Source organism: Micrococcus sp. MS-ASIII-49 (assembly GCF_000946635.1).
Taxonomy (GTDB): domain Bacteria; phylum Actinomycetota; class Actinomycetes; order Actinomycetales; family Micrococcaceae; genus Micrococcus; species Micrococcus luteus.
In genome coordinates this window covers 25,889-43,759 of record NZ_JXSP01000028.1, presented here as the reverse complement: position 1 = coordinate 43,759, position 17,871 = coordinate 25,889, and the positions used below count along the sequence as shown (strand labels likewise).

11 protein-coding genes are annotated in these 17,871 nt (G+C 68.1%); 6 read left to right on the top strand and 5 right to left on the bottom strand.

Annotated elements, in window-relative coordinates; genetic code table 11:
• Positions 1–53 precede the first annotated feature (53 nt).
• The 4 genes from SJ20_RS01835 to SJ20_RS01825 all read right to left on the bottom strand — a co-directional run bounded on the left by SJ20_RS01835 (position 54) and on the right by SJ20_RS01825 (position 3,412).
• Entirely contained in the window at positions 54–1,529 is a 1,476-nt protein-coding gene (locus SJ20_RS01835; protein WP_044658745.1) for an aldehyde dehydrogenase family protein, read from the bottom strand.
• A gap of 48 nt (positions 1,530–1,577) precedes the next feature.
• Positions 1,578–2,075, bottom strand: coding sequence for a zinc-binding dehydrogenase (locus SJ20_RS12110; RefSeq protein WP_235281216.1), 498 nt, complete (start codon positions 2,073–2,075; stop codon positions 1,578–1,580).
• Positions 2,002–2,583, bottom strand: a complete 582-nt coding sequence (locus tag SJ20_RS12105; protein ID WP_235281218.1) for an alcohol dehydrogenase catalytic domain-containing protein — start codon at positions 2,581–2,583, stop codon at positions 2,002–2,004. The genes SJ20_RS12110 and SJ20_RS12105 overlap by 74 nt, the downstream gene beginning before the upstream one ends.
• Before the next feature lie 418 nt (positions 2,584–3,001).
• The gene (locus SJ20_RS01825) at positions 3,002–3,412 is read right to left on the bottom strand and encodes a very short patch repair endonuclease (RefSeq protein WP_309225922.1); all 411 of its coding nucleotides are present in this window, start codon (positions 3,410–3,412) and stop codon (positions 3,002–3,004) included.
• A 107-nt stretch (positions 3,413–3,519) separates the two neighbouring features.
• On the opposite strand from SJ20_RS01825, the gene SJ20_RS01820 reads away from it, so the two are divergent.
• The 6 genes from SJ20_RS01820 to SJ20_RS01795 all read left to right on the top strand — a co-directional run bounded on the left by SJ20_RS01820 (position 3,520) and on the right by SJ20_RS01795 (position 16,685).
• Positions 3,520–4,641, top strand: coding sequence for a DNA cytosine methyltransferase (locus tag SJ20_RS01820; RefSeq protein WP_044658743.1), 1,122 nt, complete (start codon positions 3,520–3,522; stop codon positions 4,639–4,641).
• Between the two features lie 100 nt (positions 4,642–4,741).
• Complete coding sequence (locus tag SJ20_RS01815; RefSeq protein ID WP_044658742.1) at positions 4,742–7,597, top strand: DUF1156 domain-containing protein; 2,856 nt, start codon at positions 4,742–4,744, stop codon at positions 7,595–7,597.
• Positions 7,597–11,070: a Swt1 family HEPN domain-containing protein gene (locus SJ20_RS01810; RefSeq protein WP_044658741.1), complete on the top strand. Its 3,474-nt coding sequence runs from the start codon at positions 7,597–7,599 to the stop codon at positions 11,068–11,070. The genes SJ20_RS01815 and SJ20_RS01810 overlap by 1 nt, the downstream gene beginning before the upstream one ends.
• 6 nt (positions 11,071–11,076) lie before the next feature.
• The gene (locus SJ20_RS01805; protein WP_044658740.1) at positions 11,077–12,585 is read left to right on the top strand and encodes an ATP-binding protein; all 1,509 of its coding nucleotides are present in this window, start codon (positions 11,077–11,079) and stop codon (positions 12,583–12,585) included.
• A 12-nt stretch (positions 12,586–12,597) separates the two neighbouring features.
• Positions 12,598–13,572 carry a PD-(D/E)XK motif protein gene (locus SJ20_RS01800; protein WP_044658739.1) on the top strand — a complete coding sequence of 325 codons (975 nt, stop codon included), beginning with the start codon at positions 12,598–12,600 and terminating at the stop codon, positions 13,570–13,572.
• Positions 13,569–16,685, top strand: a complete 3,117-nt coding sequence (locus SJ20_RS01795; protein WP_044658738.1) for a Z1 domain-containing protein — start codon at positions 13,569–13,571, stop codon at positions 16,683–16,685. Before SJ20_RS01800 ends, SJ20_RS01795 begins: the two co-directional genes overlap by 4 nt.
• Before the next feature lie 46 nt (positions 16,686–16,731).
• Here the strand turns inward: SJ20_RS01795 and SJ20_RS01790 are convergent, their stop codons facing one another.
• The gene (locus SJ20_RS01790; protein WP_044658737.1) at positions 16,732–17,826 is read right to left on the bottom strand and encodes a S66 peptidase family protein; all 1,095 of its coding nucleotides are present in this window, start codon (positions 17,824–17,826) and stop codon (positions 16,732–16,734) included.
• Between the last annotated feature and the right edge of the window lie 45 nt (positions 17,827–17,871).

The following is a 17,871-nucleotide window of genomic DNA, read 5'->3' as shown; positions in this document are numbered from 1 at the left end:
CCATATCGCAGGGCTCGTCACTCAGCAGGGGGTCTGCGCGTAACCGGTCCGGGTCAGCCCACCCGCGTCACGCCGATGGTGTGGTCGGTGGTGAACTCCTCCAGGGCCCACTCGCCGTTGAACCGCCCCAGACCGGAGTTCCGGGCGCCGCCGAAGGCCACGTGCGCCTCGTCCTGCACGGTCATCTCGTTGATGAAGCTCATGCCCGCCGCCAGTCCGTCCGCGAAACGCAGCCCGCGGTCCAGATCCTGCGTGAAGACGGCCGAGGAGAGGCCGTACTCGTGGTCGTTGGCCAGCTCGAGCGCATGGGCCTCGTCACGGGCCTTGAGCACCACCGTCATGGGGCCGAAGATCTCCTCACGCGCGATGTCCATGTCGGCCGTGGCGTCCACCCAGACGAAAGGCGGCACCACACGGCCCTGGATCTCGCCGCCCACGAGCGCCCGGGCACCGTCCGCCTCCGCCGACGCGATCTTCTTCCTGAGGCTCTCGACCTGGGAGTCGTTGATGATCGGCCCCACCAGGACGCCCTCCTCAGCAGGGTCGCCGACCTTGAGCGCCTTCACCGCGCCCTCGTACTTGGGCAGGAACTCGTCGTAGACAGACTCGTCCACGATCACGCGCTGCACCGACATGCAGATCTGCCCGGAGTGGAGGTAGCCGCCGAGCACGGCCTGGTCGACCGCTGCGTCGAGGTCGGCGTCGTCGAGCACCACGAGCGGCGCGTTCCCGCCGAGCTCGAGCGCCACCTTCTTGATGGTGTCCCCGGTGACGGCGTTCGCGGCCACCTGTTTGCCCACAGCAGTGGAGCCGGTGAAGGAGATCAGGCGCGGCACGGGGTGCGTGACGAAGGCGTCACCGATCTCGGAGCCGGAGCCCACCACGACGGACAGCACGCCGGCGGGCAGTCCTGCCTCCTCGAAGACGCGGGCGATCAGGGTGCCGCCCGTGACCGCGGTGTCCGACGCAGGCTTGAGGACCACCGCGTTGCCCAGCGCGAGCGCGGGAGCCACGGAGCGCTGGGACAGGTGCAGCGGGAAGTTCCACGGTGAGATGACCCCGACGACGCCGACCGGCTTGCGGTACACGCGCGTCTCGCGGTTCCGCGTGTTGGAATCGAAGATCTTCCCGTGCACGCGGGTGGGGAAGCTCGCAGCCTCCTGGGTGATGGCGATCGCGAGGTTGACCTCGGTGTCCGCCTTGATGCGGGTGGAGCCGGCCTCCTTCACGAGCCAGTCGATGACCTCGTCGCGGCGCTCTTCGAGGATCTCGGCCGCACGACGCAGGACGGCGGCGCGGTCCTTCGGCGGCGTGGCGGCCCACTCCTCCTGGGCCGCGGCGGCGGCGCGGTAGGCCTCGTCGAGGTCCTCCGCGGTGGCGAGGGCGAACTCGGCGACGACGTCGTCGGTGTAGGGGTTGATGTCCGACGCACGGTCACCGGTGGCGCCATCACGCCACTGGCCGGCGATGAACTGCTGGTCCACACGGTTGCCGTGGAACGTGGCGGGGGTAAAGGTCGTGGGGGTCATGAGGTGCTCCTATCGTTTGGAGGTGGGCGTCTAGGTTCTGGGGTCCGGTCAGTCCTGGCCGAAGACCACGACCGGCTTGAGCGTGACGCCGGACTTGGAGTCCTCGAAAGCGTCATTGATCTGCTCGAACGGGTGGGTCTTCACGAGCCTGTCGAACGGGAACTCACCCGCGGCGTGCAGGGCCATCAATCGCGGCACGAAGACCTGGGGGATGGAGTCGCCCTCCACGACCGCGCGGATGGTGACGCCCTTGGGCAGGTTCGTGCCGATGTCGAAGGAGGCCTGGGTGCCCAGTGCGGCCGCGCCGACCACGGCGAGGACGCCGCGCGGGGCCAAGGAGTCGACGACGTCCCCGAATATCGCGGCGACGCCGGTGGTGTCCACGGCGTACTCGGCACCGCCGCCGGTGATCTCCTGGATGCGTGCGGCCACAGGGTCGCCGGCCTTGAACGTGTGGGTGGCCCCGAGCTCCTCACTGAGGCGGAGGCGGTCCTCGTGCATGTCCACGGCGATGATCGTGCCCGCGCGGGCGACCTTCGCGGCCATCACCGCTGAGAGACCGACTGCACCAGCGCCGAACACGACCACGGTGGCGCCAGGTTCGGGGCGGAGCACGTTCAGCACGGCGCCGGCGCCGGTCTGGATGCCACAGCCCAGAGGCGCGAGGGTCTCGAGAGGGGCGTCCGCGCCGACCTTGACCGCGCAGCGAACCGGCACGTTGGCCAGGGCCGCGAACGAGCTCTGACCGAAGAAGTGGGAGGAGACCTGCTCGTCGTCGCGCGTGAAGGCGGACGAACCGTCGGTGCGCCGCCCCCCCGAAGTTGAGGCTGAAGAAATCCTTGCAGTAAGCCGGCGCGCCCTCCATGCATGCGCGGCAGTGACCACAGGTGCTGTAGGACAAAAGCACCCGGTCTCCGGGGGCGAAGTCGACGACGCCGGCCCCCACCTCCTCGACGACGCCAGCACCTTCGTGTCCGAGGACGGCCGGCAGCGGAGTGGGATACCACTGGTCGCGGACGATGGCGTCTGTGTGGCAGACGCCCGAAGCGACCATGCGAACGCGGAGTTCATCGGGGCGAAGCTCGTCGATCTCCACCTCCATGAGGGTCAGCGGGGTCTCGGCGGCGGTGGCGACGGCGGCAGTGGTCTTCATGGGAGCCCTCCCTGGGTGCTGCGGTTCGGCGGGGATGCCAGTTGCTTCAGTCCATCCCCCGTGGCCGGGGCTTGGCCAGGGTGGGCGTCCGACTGAGTTGCCGCCGGACGAATAGCGTCTGCGGTGCAGCAGCCCGTGGGCGAGTCGGTCCCGCGAGCCCACGGGTGCCCGTGACAATGGGCCGGAGTTCTTGAGGAAGGACCGTCCCCGAAGCAGACGGGAGCCTCCGGAGAACACTCCCGTTGACGAAACGGGGGCTGCAGAGGCGATTTCGTTCGCGAAACGGGCCAGGAGAAGCCCCTGGCCCCGGGAGAGCGGTTCAGGTGGCCCCTGCGATGCGTCGGAGCCTCCTGGCTTCCACAGAACTGATGACGCGGGCGGCGACATCGGCCGGGTCTTCGTGTTCCCAGAACCGGAGGACCAGCCAGCCGCGCTCAGTGAGGACGCGTGTGGTCTCGGTGTCGCGATCCCGGTTGCGTTGCACTTTCTCGGCCCAGTAGGCGTTGTTCGCTTTCGGCCGCGTGTAGTGCGCGGGACAACCGTGCCAGAAGCAGCCGTCGATGAACACCGCGATCTTCACCGGGCGGAAGAGGAGGTCGGCCGTGCGACGGAGATCTTTTTCCGGGCGAGCGTTGACGCGGTACCTGAGGCCGGCTGCGTGGACGAGCCGCCGGACGAGGAGCTCGGGCTTGGTGTCGCGGCCCTTGTTCGACTGCATCGATGCCCGCACGCCAGGAGTCGACGCCCAAGTCGAAGTCATACCGGAGATGGTAGCCGGCACGCCGTCGGCACGGGCGTTCGCCGACGGGACGCCACGGGCCGGCTAAGGTATTCCGCATGCCTGTGGCCCCCTCTTCCGACTCCTCGCCCACGCCAGAGGACAGGTCGATCATCACCGTCCTGGATCTGTTCGCCGGGGCAGGCGGGCTGAGTGCGGGTCTCGAGTCGGCGTCCAAGCGGTTCCGGACCGTCACCGCCGTGGAGATGGAGCCGCGGGCTGCCGCGACGTTCCAGGCCAACCACCCCGGCGCGCACGTCCACTGCGGCCGCATCGAGGACTGGCTGCAGGAGGAGAGTGTCCCCCAGGTCGATCTGGTGGTCGGGGGGCCACCGTGCCAGGGGTTCTCCGCGCTGGGGAAACAGGCGCTCGACGATGAGCGGAACTCGATGTGGCGTCACTACGCCGCGGCGGTCGCCGCGGCGAGGCCCCGCTTCTTCGTCATGGAGAACGTCCCCCAGTTCATGACCTCCCCGGAGTATGCGTTGTTCAAGGAGCTAGTGGAGGAGGATGGCCCGCTGAAGGAGTACGACTTCACGGCGGAGGTCGTGAACGCCGCCGACTACGGGGCTGCACAGAAGCGGCGTCGCGCCATCGTCATCGGATATAGGAAGGACGTGGGGGACCCTGGACGGCCGGTCGTGACGCACGGTCCCACCGCACGGGCCACGTACAGGACCGTCCGGAACGTCATCGGCGGGCTCCCGGCGACGACGCCCCTCCCCGAGGGGCGGACCTACGAGTTCGAGGGGAAGACCTTCCGTGGACCCTTCCAGACCTCCGAGCTGCACGTGGACCGCAACTACAGCGACCTATCTCGTAAACGTTTCAAAAAAATTAAAGAGGGGGGCAACCGATTCCAACTACCCACGGAACTCCAATGCGAAGCCTGGAAGAAACACACCACGGGCAGCGGTGACGTCATGGGGCGCCTCCACTGGGACCAGCCCTCGGTGACCATCCGGACCGAGTTCACCAAGCCGGAGAAGGGGCGTTATCTCCACCCCGTACTGGACAGGGCCATCACCCCGCGGGAAGGGGCACTGCTCCAGGGGTTCACGGAGGAGTACCTGTTCGTCGGGTCGGTGACGCAGATCGTCAAGCAGATCGGCAATGCCGTGCCGATCCCGCTCGGAGCCGCGATCGGCAGACTGCTGCTGCCCCACTGGGCCGACCACTGACATCCAGCCCACCCCGAAGGACCCCGGCACAGGACTTCTATAGTGGTTCGGAGCGTCGCCGGCCGGCGGCGCCCGAGCACGATTCGTCTGGAGCCCTTCGATGACCACGGACACGTTCCCCGCCGGAGCAGGAGCCGTCCCGCGGCGGAAGCTCATCGAGGTCTCCCTCCCCCTCGAGGACGTCAATCAGGCCTCCGCGCATGAGAAATCCGTGCCCCGCAAGGGACATCCGGCGACCATGCACCTCTGGTGGGCGCGCCGCCCGTTGGCTTCTGCCCGCGCCATACTGTTCGCCCAGCTCGTGGACGACCCTTCCTCCCATCCGGACCGCTTCCCCACGGAGGAGGACCAGCGCCGGGAACGGGAGCGGCTCCACGACATCATCCGACGCTTGGTGCGCTGGGAGAACATCGACGACCACGAGCTCATGAGCGAGGCCCACGCGGAGATCCTCGCCTCGACGGATGGGAACCCCCCGGCGATTCTGGACCCGTTCGCCGGCGGTGGCACGATCCCCCTTGAGGCGCAGCGACTGGGCTTGGAGGCCCACGCGAGCGACCTCAACCCCGTGGCCGTGCTGATCAATAAGGCCCAGGTCGAGATCCCCCCAAGATTCGCAGGCCTTCCCCCTGTCCACCCCGGCGCCGCCGAGGAACGTCTGGGCGACTGGCCCGGGGCCGGCGGCCTGGCGGAGGACGTACGCCGCTACGGCGCCTGGATGCGTGAGCGCGCACTCGAACGCATCGGGCATCTCTACCCCACGGTCACGGTCACCGATGAGCGCACGGGGGCGACGTCGGAGACCACGGCCATCGCCTGGATCTGGGCGCGGACGGTCACCTGTCCCAACCCCGCCTGTGGCATCGAGATGCCCCTGGTCCGCTCCTGGTGGCTGGGTAAGAAGAAGGGTAAGCAGGCGTACGTGGTCCCTAGTGTCGTGGATGACCCCGATGCCCCCTCGGGTCGTAGCGTGCAGTTCTCCATCGGGCATGATCCGAGCACGGGCCCGACGACGGAGACCGACGGGACTGTGGGGCGAACCGGCGCTCAGTGCATTGCTTGCGGGACGGCAGTCCCTTTGAAGTACATCCGCGCCGAAGGCAAATCAGGGCGAATGCGTCAAGTACTGATGGCAGTGGTCGGGTCAGGGAATCGCCGACGTCTCTACTTGGCACCGCATGAGCTCCAGTCCAAGGCTGCTGACGTCAGCCGCCCTCCCCGCTCGCCCCAAGGGTCCTTGCCCGCCCATCCCAGGGACTTCAAGACACCGAATTATGGGATGAAGGAATGGCCCGACCTGTTCACCAACCGGCAGCTGGTCGCGCTGACGACCTTCAGTGACCTTGTCACTGAGGCCCGTGAACAGGTGCTCGCAGATGCACTCGAAAGCGGCAGGCCCGAAGGTGAACGCCTCGCCGACGGCGGGTCCGACGCCGCCGCCTACGCGGACGCCGTCACCACGTACCTCGCGTTCGCGATTTCCAAACTGGCGGATTGGTCATCGACCATTTGCTCATGGATCTCCCCGATAGAGGGTGTGCGCAGCACCTTCGCCCGCCAGGCAATACCGATGGTGTGGGACTACACCGAGATCAATCCGTTCTCCTCATCGGTCGGGAATTTCGAGTCACATGTTGTCTGGGTGGCATCTGCCGTGGACCGCCTCAGTCCGGTTGGAGCAGGTCATGCGGAAGTGACCCAGGCCGACGCGTCCAGCCGGTCCTACTCGGACGTCCTCGTGGCCACGGATCCTCCCTACTACGACAACATCGGCTATTCCGACCTGTCAGACTTCTTCTACGTCTGGCTACGCCGTTCCATCCGGGACGTCCACCCCGGGCTGTTCTCAACCATGCTGGTGCCGAAGACGGAGGAGCTCGTCGCGAACCCCTACCGCCACGACGGGAAGGAAGGTGCGTCGAAATTCTTCGAGGAGGGCTTCCAGCGCGTCTTCGCACGCGCCCGTGAGGGCGCCTCTGAGGACTTCCCCATCACCGTCTACTACGCGTTCAAACAGCAGGAGCTCGCGTCCGAGGGTGTGACCTCCACCGGCTGGGCCACCCTCCTCGAGGGTATGATCGGCGCCGGCTGGACCATCACCGCCACCTGGCCTGTGCGTTCAGAGCGAGCGGGCCGCATGGTCAGCGTGGGGACCAACGCCCTCGCGTCGTCCATCGTGCTATCCCTCCGCCCCCGTGCGGTCACCGCCGCACCGACCAGCCGGCGCGGCTTCATCTCCGCCCTCAAGTCCGAGCTGCCGGCCGCCCTGGTGGAGATGCAGCAGGGGGCCATCGCCCCCGTGGACCTGGCCCAGGCCACCATCGGCCCGGGCATGGCGATCTTCTCCCGGTACAGCTCCGTGCTGGAGAACGACGGGACCCCGATGACCGTGAAGACCGCCCTCGGCCTCATCAACCAGGTCTTGGACGAGGTCCTCTCGGAGAACGACAGCGACCTTGACGCGGACAGCCGCTTCTGCCTCAAGTGGTACCTCCAGTACGGCTGGGAAGCGGCCCCCTACGGGGCCGCGGACGTCCTGGCCACGGCCACCAACACCTCCGTGGACGGGCTCCGGTCCGCCGGCGTCCTGACCTCGGGTTCGGGGAAGGTGGGCCTGGTGCGTCCGTCGGCACTCCCCGAGACTTGGAACCCGGCAGAGGACGACCGCATCTCGGTCTGGGAGGTCACGTGCCAGCTCGCGCGGGTCCTCTCCGCTGAGGACGGCGGCGTCGCCGCGGCCGCCCGGCTCAGCGCCGCTGTGCAGGAACGCGGCGACGTGGACATGGACGCAGTCCAGCTCCTCGCCTATCGCCTCTATGAGCTGATGCAGGACAGGCGCCCCGAGGATGCCCGTCTTTTCAATGCCCTCGGCGGCACCTGGACGGAGATCCAGGACGAAACACACACCACCCCCGTCACCCCGTCCCAGGGGACGTTCGACCTCGGAGGAGAATGATGGCCGCCAGTAACCGGGAACACGTCGACAAGGCCCTCGGCGTCCTCGCCGGCGCTCTGGACCCCTTCATCACCAAGGTGCTCCTGCCCAAGCTCCCCGCCGGGGCGCATGATTGGACGGTCGTCCTGACAGCCAAGGACGCGGAGAACGGCCGCACGGGCGCGATCCACGAACGCACCGACCCGCAGAGCCAGTTCCGTGTCCTCACGGAGCCCCTCCCCACGCTCGGCTACGCCTTCAACGGAGTGCTCTCGCGGACCGAGCAGGGGTACGCAGGCGAGCTGAGGGAGGTGCGCAATGCCGTCGCCCACCACAAGCCGTTCACCGCGGACCAGGCGCGTCGGGCGTTGGAGACCATCGAACTGCTGCTCCGCGCGGTCGGCGCCGCCCCGGAGGCGGACCGGGTGCGCCTCATCCGGCGGGAGATCGAACGGGCGGAGTTCGAGAAGGAGAGCCGGCAGGCCACCCGCGCCCAGTCCACCATGGTGCGGACGGACGACACGGGTCTCCGCCCCTGGCGTGAGGTGCTCCGTCCCCACCCGGACGTCCGCAGCGGGGACTTCGCCTCCTCCGAGTTCGCGGCCGACCTGTACCGGGTGGCCGTCAAGGACACCCGTGGGACCCCCGATGAACCGGCGACCGAGTACACCGACGCCGTCGAGTTCTTCCGGCGCACCTATCTCACCGAAGGGCTGAGGGAGCTCCTGCAGCGTGCGGCCGCCCGACTGTCCGGGGACAGGAACGCGGACGCCGTCATCAACCTCCAGACCACTTTCGGCGGCGGCAAGACCCACTCCATGCTGGCCGTGTGGCACCTGTTCTCCGGGCGCCCGCTGCACGAGTTCCCCCAGGACGTCCAAGACGTCCTGGCGGGCCATCACGAGGAGGCCGTCGGGACGCCTATCCGCCGGGTCACCGTCGTGGGCAACGAGATCGCTCCGGGGCAGCCGGTCACCAAGCCGGACGGCACAGTGGTCAACACGCTGTGGGGCGAGATCGCCTGGCAGCTGGGCGACGCCACCGGAGACGGCGCCGCCGCCTACGCCCACGTGGCCGAGGCGGACCGTAGCGGGACCAACCCGGGCGGAGCCCTCCGCGACCTTTTCACCGCCTTCGGGCCCGCCGTCGTCCTGATCGACGAGTGGGTGGCCTACGCGCGGCAGCTCAACACCCACCGAGTCCACGACGACGGCACCCGCTCCCCCCTGCCGGCCGGTGACTTCGAGACGCAGTTCACCTTCGCCCAGGCGCTCACCCAAGCGGCCGCGGCCGTGCCGGGGATCCTGCTCCTCGTCTCCATCCCCGCGAGCACCCGCAAGGGTGACGGGACGGAGGACGGCGCCTCACACGCCTCGGACCTCGAGGTCGGCGGCGACTTCGGCCACGAGGCGCTCTCCCGCCTCGACAACGTGGTCCGCCGCGTCGCCTACCAATGGGCCCCCGCGGCTCGGGACGAGTCCTACGAGATCGTGCGGCGCCGGCTCTTCGAGCAGCCGACGGCGGACCAGCTGGAGCAGATCGCGGCCACCGCCAGGACCTTCCGCGAGTTCTACCGGCGCCATCCCGGGGAGTTCCCGTCCAACGTCCTGGACGGCGCCTACGAGGCCCGGATCCGCGCCTCCTACCCCGTCCACCCCGAGCTCCTGGACCGCCTGTACGCCGAGTGGTCGACGTTGGAGAAGTTCCAGCGCACCCGGGGCGTGCTCCGCCTGATGAGCACGGTGGTCCACCAGCTGTGGACGGCCGAGGACCCCTCACCGCTGATCACCGCCGGCACGGTCCCGCTGGACTCGGCCGTCGTCCGCCGCGAACTGGTGCAGTACCTCCCCCACGGATGGGACTCGGTCGTCCAGAACGACGTGGACGGCGACGAGTCGGTGGCCCGCCGCGTGGATCGGGAACGCCCGAACCTCGGGAACCGGTCCCTCACCGTGCGCGTCTCCCGAGCAGTGCTGATCGAGTCCGCCCCGACCGTGACGACCACCCACAAGGGTGTGCCCAGAAAGCAGCTCCTGCTGTCCCTGGCCATGCCGAAGGACGTGGTGGGCAACGTGTCGTCGGCGCTGAACGCCCTGCACGACGCATCGTCGTACTTCTACTCCGCCGACGACCGCTTCTGGTACGACACGCAGCCGTCCCTCAACCGGACCGCGGCCGATCGGGCAAGGCAGCTGGACATCAGCCTCGTCTGGGACGAGGTCGTCGGGCGGCTGAAACGGTCCAGTCCGCGGAACACCCCCGAGTTCGGCGCGGTCGTGGTCGCCCCACGTTCCACCGCGGACGTTCCGGAGGACGACTCCGTCCGCCTCGTCGTCTTGCACCCCGAACATCTGCACCAGGCCAAGGACACGTCGAGCCCCGCCACGGAGTTCTCCCGGCAGCTGCTGACCTCCCGGGGATCCTCGGCACGGGCCATGCCGAACACGCTGATCATGCTGGCCGGTGACGCCGGGCGCTGGAAGGACCTGGAGTCGACCGCCCGGTCCCATCTGGCGTGGCGTTCGATCCACGAGGAGCGAACCGCACTGGACCTCACGCCGACGAACGAGGCTCAGGCCCAGCGTCAGGTGGAGACCACCAACAGGACGATCGAGGACCAGATCACGTCGACCTGGACCTGGGGACTCCACGCCGTCCAGCCCGATCCCCGCCTCCCCTTCGACGTCGCCCACGTCAAGTGCGACGGGCAGATGAAGAAGTCCCTGGCCGAGCGCACGGGTGGGAAGTTCGTGAAGGAGGACCTGCTGCGTGTGGAATCCGCGGCGGCGTTGGTCCGCATGGATGTGCAGGAGTTCCTGCTCCCCCGGTGGAACAGCGGGCACATTCGCTTCGGCGAGCTGTGGGACATCCACACCCGCTTCCCCTACATGTCCCGGCTCAGGGACCGCGACGTCCTGGCCAAGGCCGTCGCCTCGGCCCTCTATGACCCCGCGTTCATGCAGCAGGGCTTCGCCCTGGCCACCGGATATGACGAGGAGACTGGCCTCTACAAGGGGCTCGCCGTCCCTCTGGAGGACCTGGAATTCGGCGAGATCCTCGACGGCACGTTGTTGGTGCGCCCGGACCTCGCCGCCGCCCAGCGCGAGAAGGAGAGGCAACACCGCTCCGAGCCGCCGGCGGACGCCCCGGGCCAAAGCCCCGGCGATCAGCCCTCCCCCACGGAGGGACCGTCACCCGCCGGACCAGGCGGGACGCCCCTTCGTGAGGCGCCGGCGCCCTCTGCCCGGGCTGTGCCCAATGCGCGCTATTCCGGACGGGTGGAGGTCGCGGGTGACGCGGATCTGCCGTCGACCTTCCAGACCCTCATCGACGAGGTCCTGTCCCATCTCCAGAACGCCGACCCCGACACCCTCGAGATCCTGGTGGAGGTCCAGGCGGAGAAGTTCTCCGGGTTCAGCACCGCGACGTCCCGCACCGTCAGTGAGAACGCCCGACAGCTGGGGTTCATCAAGACCCACTTCCAGGAGGGCTGACCCGCCATGCGCACCGCCGTCCCCGTCTCCAGCGTCCAGGTGCCGCCCGACCCGGCGATCACCTCGGCGATCGGCCGCCACCACTCGTTGGAGACGGCGATCGCGGACCTGGTGGACAACAGCATCGACGCAGGAGCCCGGACCGTTCAGGTCCGGTTCCTGCTCGAGGGCGGCGTGGCGGCCGGCCTGCAGGTCCTGGACGACGGCTGCGGCATGGACACCACGGCTGTGGACGCCGCCATGCGATATGCCCATCGTCACAAACGTGCCGAGTCCGCCCTGGGCCACTTCGGAGTGGGCCTCAAGGCCGCCTCCCTCAGCCAGGCGGAGACCCTCCTGGTCTGGTCCCGACGGTTCGGGGCCCCCGCGGTGGGCAGACGGCTCCGCCGGTCCACGCTGGACTCGGGACCGGTCGTCGAGTCCTTCTCCACACAGGATGCCGAACGCAGACTCGCGTCTACGGACGGCCTTCCCGATTCCCAGACCGGGACGCTCGTCGAATGGGAGGACGTCCGCACCTTCCTCCACGACGACGACCCGACCGAGCAGACCAGGTGGCTCGAGAAGACCGTGGAGACCGTCCTCCGCCACCTCGGGGTGGTCTTCCATCGTCTCCTCGAACGGGGCACGGTGGACATCACGGTGGAAGTCGCAGAAGGCGGCACGTCGGGCGCCCCCCGGCCCGTTCACGCCCTCGACCCCTTCGATTACCCGAACACCGGAGCTCCGGGCTTCCCCTCCGACCTCGCTCTGACCGTCCCGGGAGGGCACGCCTCGATGCGCGCGCATGTCTGGCCGTCGACGGGGGTCTCGTTGCGGCAGTTCGTGCTCGACGGCGGCGGCCCCCTCAAAACGCAGGGGCTGTACGTCTATCGCCACGACAGGCTGCTTCAAGCCGGCGGTTGGTGTGACCTCGTCCGGGCAGACCCGGACCTCGCCTATGCCCGGATCTCAGTGGACGTCGACGGCCCCCTCGCTTCACACACGACCATCAACCCGGAGAAGACCGGCATCGTCGTCGACGCGACCCTGGCCGACGCCATGCTGGCAGCCCAGGACTCGGAGGGTCGCAGCATCCAGGACTTCCTCGACGCTGCCAGCGGCCATGCACAGGACACCCGCAGCAGGAGACCCCGCCCCATCTCCGTGGTCGAGCCTCGCGGGGGTCTGCCCGCCACGGTGCACCAGGCGTTCGAAGAGGCCACCGGCTTCATCGAACACGCCGACCCGTTCGACATCCGGTGGCGCTCCCTACCCGAGGACGAGTTCTTCGAGGTCGACCTCGAAGGACGGTGTCTCACCCTGAACTTGAGGTACCGGTCCGTCGTCGTCGGGCGGACGAAGAGCATGGACCCCAGGGACGCCGCGCTCGTGAAGTCACTCCTCTTCCTGCTGCTGAACAGCCATCTCTCAGGTAGCGTGACGGGTGCACGAGAGCGCCGTCTTCAGGCCGCCTGGCAGACGATCCTCGTGGCCGCGGTGCGGACACTGCCTGAGCCGACGGCCGAAGCCTGACGGAAGGACAGCATGGCCCTCAACGACGACAGGCTGAGCCAAGAGTCCCTGGACGAGTACTTCGCCACGGGTGTCCCAAGCCAGCACCTCCAGTGCACGGATCCGGAGGTGGTCCTCACCATCGACCCGGCCGCCGAGCGTTTCACACTGCGCACGCCGGCCGACGGGTCCGTCCCGGACCTCCGGGAACTCCGCCACGTGTCGGTGGATGTGGAGGACCACGAGGACGGCACCACGTGGTCCCTGGTCCACATCGACACGCTTGAGATGCGTTACGAGGCGTACGGCGTCACCATGTCGGTGGTCGACGCCCTCAGAGGCGGGGCCTCGTTCGCAGGTGCCGTCAACGCCGCGGTCGCCAACCTCCGCAACCTCCTGGCTGCCCGCACGCGGTTGAGTGAGGAACAGCAGCGGGGGCTCCTGGGCGAACTGCTCCTGCTGGAGAGGCTGCTCCTGGAGCACGGGCCGACGGCCCTCGAGTGGTGGCTGGGCCCGGCAGCCGAGCAACACGACTTCGCCTGCCCCTCCTATGACCTGGAGGTGAAGACCACCAGCGGCGAGAAGCGACGCCATACCATCTCCGGGGTCGACCAGCTGAAGCCCAACCCGGGGCGCCCCCTCTGGCTCGTCTCCATCCAAGTCACCCGGGCCGGCGGAGCGGAAGGGCGCACCCTCGCCGAGCTCGTCGCCCGCGTCCGCAGCCTCGCGTCCGGTGACGACCGGCTGCTCGCCGCGCTGCAGGAGGTGGGCTGGCGGGACGAGGACGCAGACCTCTACACCCGCGGCCACATGCTCCGGTCCACGCCCAGAGCCTATCTCGTGGACGACGACTTCCCCGCCATCACCAGCGAACGGGTCCGTTCCGGCGTCCCCCATCCGGAGCTGATCAGTGACATCACCTACCGGGTTGACGTCTCCGATCGAACTGCAGGCGACCCAGGCCGCGAACTCCATTCATTCCTCCAGATCGAAGGCATCGAGCGATGAACGACAGCTACACCGAGGCGATCGTCAGGACCCTGCGGGCGATGGAGGGGTTCGGCCCCTCTCCGCTGCTGGAGGACGTGGACCACTACCTGCGCAGGACGGGCCAGTCCGTGTCCGAGTCGGAACTGGTCGAGATGGTGACCGTCGCAGATCCGAACGACAAGGCCCGACTCGCGTTCCACGTGCAACTCAGTCGATGGGACGCTTCCGACGACGAAAACTGGGTCGACGGCACTGCTCCCTACGGTGAGCAGCGGAGGGCCCTGATCATGTCTCTGCTGGGGCTGGGTGAGGAATCCCGTGCACGCATCGACACCGCCTATCCGCTCGACGTCGGTGCGGTGGTGATCGCCAAGGCGGCGGAGTGGGACCCCTGGTACACCGAAGAGGTCGCCGCAGAACGGGCGTTCTACTGGACCGCCTACCGAAAGGTCGTCGAGAAGAAGATCGGCGGCGCGGCTACCAATGAACTGGACCGCGTGACCTATGAGGTCGTCCGTCGGCTGGCGGATCCCACTCGCAAGGAGCCGTACCAGTCCAAGGGCCTGGTCGTCGGTCATGTCCAGTCCGGTAAAACGGCCAACTTCACAGGAGTCTTGGCGAAGGCCGTCGACGCCGGGTACCGCCTCGTCATCGTCTTGACCGGCACCATCGAGCTCCTGCGTGGACAGACCCAGCGGCGTATCGACATGGAACTGGTGGGTGAGGAGAACATCCTCGGGGGACGGGACAAGGACGACCCCGAGCAGATCCAGGACGTCGACTACGCCGGTATCGGGGACAAGGACTGGCGTGACGGGAAGTTCCTCCGTCATGGCAAACATCCGAAGGACCTCGGCAAGCCCGGCATCCGCAGGCTCACCAATGCCAAGGGAGACTACAAGAGCCTCAGGAACGGCCTCGGGTACCTGGATTTCCGGGACAGTGACCATCTGGTGCATCCGGAGCTACCGCTTCACGATTCCTCAAACCTCTTCGGCACGGACATCCGGCTGGCAGTCGTCAAGAAGCAGAAGAACGTCCTGGAGAAGCTGATCAAGGACCTGAAGGCGACGCGCGTAAAACTCGCCGAGATCCCCACCTTGATCATCGACGACGAGGCCGACCAGGCCTCGGTCAACACCAAGGACAACCGGAAGAAGTCGCCTGAAGACCGGGCGAGGACCACCATCAACAGGTTGATCGCCGAACTGCTCCATGAACTGCCGCGGGCACAATACGTCGCCTACACCGCGACACCGTTCGCCAATGTCTTCGTCGACCCGGACGATGTGGATGACATTTTCCCGAAGGACTTCATCGTCAGCCTCGAGCCGCCGACGGCATACATGGGTGGGAAGGCATTCCACGACTTGGATCGGGATCCCGACGGCCTCGACGAGGTCGATGTCTCGGCTCCGGAGAACAGCTTGGCGCTGTCCAACGAACGCGCCTACATCAGGGACCTGACCGCCGACCTGGACAATGACCACCAGAAGCGACGCGACGAGCTCCGCTCGGCCCTGGACTCCTTCGTCCTGAGCGGTGCTTTGAAGCTCCACCGACGTTCGGTCGGGCATCCCGGTGACTATCGACACCACACGATGCTCGTCCACGAGTCCGTCCGGCAGCAGGACCACAAGGAGCTCGCGGACACCGTCGAAGACGTGTGGAAGTCCGCGGGCTACTCGACGCCCGAAGGAATGCGCCGCCTCCACCAGCTGTACAAGGACGATTTCGCCCCTGTGACGGCGGCCCGTGCGCCCCAGGCACCGACGCCGGCGGACTTCAGGGAACTCCTTCCATTCATCGGGGAATCCGTCACTCGGATCAACGGCGGAACCCGCCCCGTGATCATCGTCAACGGTGCCGCTGAGAAGGACTACACGCAGCCCGACCTCGACTTCCAAGCGGACGACGTCTGGAAAGTCCTTGTGGGAGGCGCCAAGTTGAGCCGCGGGTTCACCGTGGAGGGCCTGACCACGACGTACTACACCCGACGCACCACGACTGCGGACACGTTGATGCAGATGGGTCGCTGGTTCGGCTATCGGCCGGGTTACGGTGACCTCGTCCGTTTGTACATCGGTCGCAACGTCCCCGGGCCGAGGAAGGGGACGACAGTGGACCTGTACAAGGCTTTCGAGGCCGTCGTGCGGGACGAGGAGGACTTCCGGGAGCAGCTCAGGCAATATCGGGGGCTCGATGCCGACGGCCGGCCCCGTGTCCGCCCGATCGACGTCCCACCTTTGGTCTTCCAGAGCCTGCCTTGGCTGACCCCGACCGGCCGGAACAAGATGTTCAACGCCGAGCTGACGATGAAGGGCGAAGGCGGGAAGGTGCGTGACTTCTTCCAGCACCCGCGACGCGACCCCGACATCAACGCGCGTCACTTCCACGCCGTGTCCCCTCTGCTGGACGCGGCCGTGGCCCGCGGGACCTTCTTCACCATCAATCCACCGAAGCCCACAGCATCCGCCACCGATCGAGTCAGCCGATGGTCCGGGCGCTACGGCATCGTCGACACCGAGACGATGCTGCAGATCCTCGCCAGGTTCTCCTGGGGCAAGAACTTCTCCTTCGAACCGACACTGGACTTCATCCAACACGCCATGGCGGAGGAGACACTGCAGGACTGGGCCGTGATCGTCCCCGACTTGGCCAGCCCAGGGAACACATCGGTGGCGACCAGATATGTCGACGGTCGCAAGGTCGACGTCTTGCGCCGTACGCGCCGGGAAGAGCGCGACGACATGTTCTCCGGCTCGTCCCCTCGCCAGCGCCTCGCTTTGGAGATCATCTCCGGAGGAGCGATGGCCCCGACGCACTCACGGCGGAACCAGGTGAAGGAACTGCTGAAGACCCATAGCGAATTCGCCTTCATGAAGCACGAGCTGATCTCGGGCGCCGGCACGCGTGGGGCGCTCCTACTGACGTTCGCAGCCGACGACGGGGCCGGAACCGAGCCGAAGGATCTGCCGGACCCGGTGCCCGCGGGCGACATCGCATCGCTGTTCTCCCTGGCCATGCCGTACAAGTCCGCGCCAAGCGGGCGCATCGCCTTCACCGCGAAGGTGAAGGGGGACGACGATAAGGCCACTTACAAGGAGGGAGAAGAAGACACGGGCCTCTGACGACTCCACATGCCCTTCGGGAGCGGGTCATCGTGAGGTGGCCCGCTCACCCGAACCCCGCCCACACCCGCTTCTCCACGCCGTCCACGGTCATCACGCCGCCGTGCGGCAGCACCCACTGCGGCCGGGTGTGGCCGAACGGGACGCCCACGCACACCACTGCGTCCGGGTTGTAGCGCCCGACCTCCTCCACCACCACATCGGCCTGCTCCGCGCGCAGCCGCGCCCGCTCGTCCGCCTCGCGCGGGACCTCGAAGGAGCACGTCGGCGGGCGGGCCGCCAACACGGCGTCCACGGCACCGAGCACGCCCCGCTCACCCAGGATGCGCAGCAGCCGCCGCACGTCCCCCGCCGACGGCAGCTCCTCGCTCGTCTCGATCAGCAGCACCCCGCCCTCCAGCGCGCTCAGATCGGACGGACCACGCCCGGCCGCCATCACCCACGGCAGCACCTCGAGGCAGCCGCCCCATGTCCGGCCGGTCACCGCGCGCCGCGGCCCGGCCCAGCGCCAGGGTGAGGCGCCGCCGCCGACGCCGGGCGCGCCGTCGTCGTGCGGGCCCGGCACCGGCTCGCGCGTCCCGAACTCGGTGAGCGCCCGCGGGTCCAGCCAGTCGACGCCGTGGTCCTCCGACTCCCCCGGCTCCGTGATCTCCAGCCGCCCTCCTGTCAGGAGGGCGGCCCGCAGGGACGCGGCGTGCACCTCGTCCACAGCCGGCCCCGGCCCCAGGTGCACCTGGGTGGAGCCGCCGTAGAAGCTCGCCACCCCGTTGCCCCACAGCCACTGGTGCAGGTTGGTGTTGTCGCTGTAGCCGAGGAACGGCTTGGGGTCCGCGCGCACTGCGTCCGCGTCCAGGTGGCCGATCACGGTGATCTGGTCCTCCCCGCCCACCGTGGCGATCACCGCCCGGATCTGCGGGTCCGCGAACGCCGCGTTCAGGTCCCGCGCCCGGCTCTCAGGACTCGCCCCGAGCTGCCGGGTGGTGGGGTACTCGACCGGCTCCAGTCCGGTCACCTCGGGCAGGCGCCGCATCGCCTGCTCATGCACCGCGGGCGCGAAGCCGGGAGCCGCGAACGACGGCGAGACGACGGCGATCCTGTCGCCCGGCTGGGCCTTGGGCGGGTGGACGAGCGGCTGAGTCATACCGGGAGCGTAGCGAGAGGCCATCTGTCCGTCGTTCCTCTCGCT